Origin of the sequence: Tangfeifania diversioriginum (assembly GCF_900141875.1) — a bacterium.
Taxonomy (GTDB): Bacteria; Bacteroidota; Bacteroidia; order Bacteroidales; family Prolixibacteraceae; genus Tangfeifania; species Tangfeifania diversioriginum.
The window spans coordinates 1-2,378 of sequence record NZ_FQZE01000074.1 but is presented as its reverse complement, the minus strand read 5'-3'; the positions used below and the strand labels follow the sequence as shown (position 1 = coordinate 2,378).

The window sequence follows — 2,378 nt, the reverse complement described above, 5'->3', positions numbered from 1 at the left end:
GCCTTTTGCAGGCTTTTCACAGCAGAAAATTACTCTGCAGGAATGTCGGCAAATGGCAATGGAACACAACCAGAAAATTAAGGCAGCGGAATTTATTAAACTATGGCTGGATGCCTAAAAACAACAATCTCAATGTATATTGATCCTGTTCATAAAAAATGGATAAGCAGAATTAGTTTGATTCTAATTCAATTACTTTTTCTAAACTCAATTTTGGTGCATGCACAAGAGAACAGCATTGAGGGAAAACGTCCCAAAGTAGCTGTAGTTTTAAGTGGAGGAGGTGCCAAGGGATTTGCACATATTGGAGTTTTAAAAATATTGGAGGAAGAGGGTATCCCTATTGATATTATTGTGGGGACCAGCATGGGTAATTTAATTGGTGGCATTTACTCGCTTGGATACAACGCCGATGAAATTGAGATGTTAGTTACGAACCAAAACTGGGAACAGGTACTTTTAGACAAAATACCAAGGGAAGACCTTTTTTTTAATGACCAGATTTTAAAACAACGATACCAACTTTCCCTGTCGTTTTCCGACGTAAAATCTATCGGGCTTCCACAAGGGATTATTAACGGGCAGAATGTTCTGAATATTTTTTGCGGACTGGCAGCTAATGTGCCAGAAAAAGCTGATTTCAGCAAATTTCCCATTTCTTTTGCCTGCGTTGCCACTGATCTTGAAACTGGGGAAGAGGTGGTTATGCGCGAAGGATTTCTCCCAACTGCCATGTTTTCAAGCATGGCCATTCCGGGTGTTTTTCAGGCCGCTAACCATAACAACAAACTCCTTGTAGATGGCGGGGCCGTTAACAACTTCCCTGCCGATGTGGCAAAACAAATGGGGGCCGATATTATTATTGGCGTAGATATTAGGGGAAATCTTCTACCACGTGATAAACTTGCTACCATGGACGGAGTTATCAGTCAGATGGTGAATTTTTTAGGACAAGGGAAAGATTCGATTAATAATAGTTACTGCGATATTCTTATCCGGCCCGACATAACCGGTTATTCTGTTGGAAGTTTTTCGAACGAAGCAGCTGATACACTAATTCGGAGAGGAGAAAAAGCAGCAATGCAGATGAAAGACCAAATCCGTCAGTTAAAGGAAAAATACAATCTTCAGCCGCGTCATTACTCCCGCAGCCTTGTGAACAAAACCAACTGGCTGATTACCAAAATCAATTTCCCTGATAATAATTTTCTGAATGACGACTTTCTTAAAAACAAACTCAACCTGGAGTTACCTGGAAATTATTCGACAAACAATATCAAAAATGCCATCAACAGATTATATGGTTATGGCGGTTTTGCGCTCGTCTATTATTATCTTTCCGATAACCCAACAGGAAAGACGCTCAACCTGAAATTAACCCCCCAAAAAAAGTACTCCCAACATATTGGTTTCAAGGCAAATACCAATGATGCCGCAGCTGTTTTGCTTAATACAACTCGTAGAAATTACGAAAAAGCTTTTAACTTTTTATCCCTTAGCACTGAATTGTCAGCAAACCCGGGAGCCAGTTTTGTAGCAGAATCCAATAAAGGCAATATTCCAACATTGGGAACAGAAATTAAAACAAAATACCAGAACTATAACATTTTTGAAAAAAGGGAAAAACTATATAATGCCGATTTATTTTATTCTTCCGCCAGCCTTTACTTTTACAAAACATTCTGGAACAAATTAAATTTTGGGGCAGGAATCAAGGAAGAATATTTTGATGGCGATATTTTTACGAAAAATACAAATGAACAGGTTTTCGCTGAAAAAATTAATCAGCTACTTACAAACGTCTATGGATACATTCGTTTCGACGACATGGACAATTTCTACTTTCCAACAAAAGGAACGAGGATTAACTTTAAATTTTCTTTGTACACAGATTTTGCTGATTATAAATTAAGCCCTGAAATTTTGTTTAAAATGAACAGGGTTATTCCGGTAACCCCGAAAACAACTTTGTTATGCAATATATATTCCCGTATTTTTTTCAATAATAATTATCCTTTAATAAAAACAACATTAGTGGGAGGCGAATCCTATTCGCAATATTTTAATCACCACTTGCCTTTTGTAGGATTGCCCCCGGCAATCATTGGCGATAGTAATACCGGAGTGGGACTTGTCGGGCTTCGAATAAAAATGGGTAAAATACACTATTTGTCGCTCTTATATAACTTAATGGTCCAGGGAGATGATTTAGACCAATTGGACAAATTCAGTTTTATTGGAGGAGGTGGATTTAAATATTCTATGGATACAGGTATTGGACCAATTGATTTGGGAATAGGTTATTCCGGGTATCATGAAAAACCTACATTCTCTGCAAATTTAGGATATTGGTTTTGAAAATAATCCATTGAAAATCC

General features: G+C 37.7%; 1 protein-coding gene. It reads left to right on the top strand.

Going from position 1 to position 2,378, the window contains the following annotated elements:
- The first annotated feature begins 216 nt into the window (after window positions 1-216).
- Window positions 217-2,358, top strand: coding sequence for a patatin-like phospholipase family protein (locus BUC07_RS20420; RefSeq protein ID WP_175552593.1), 2,142 nt, complete (start codon window positions 217-219; stop codon window positions 2,356-2,358).
- Window positions 2,359-2,378: the final 20 nt, after the last annotated feature.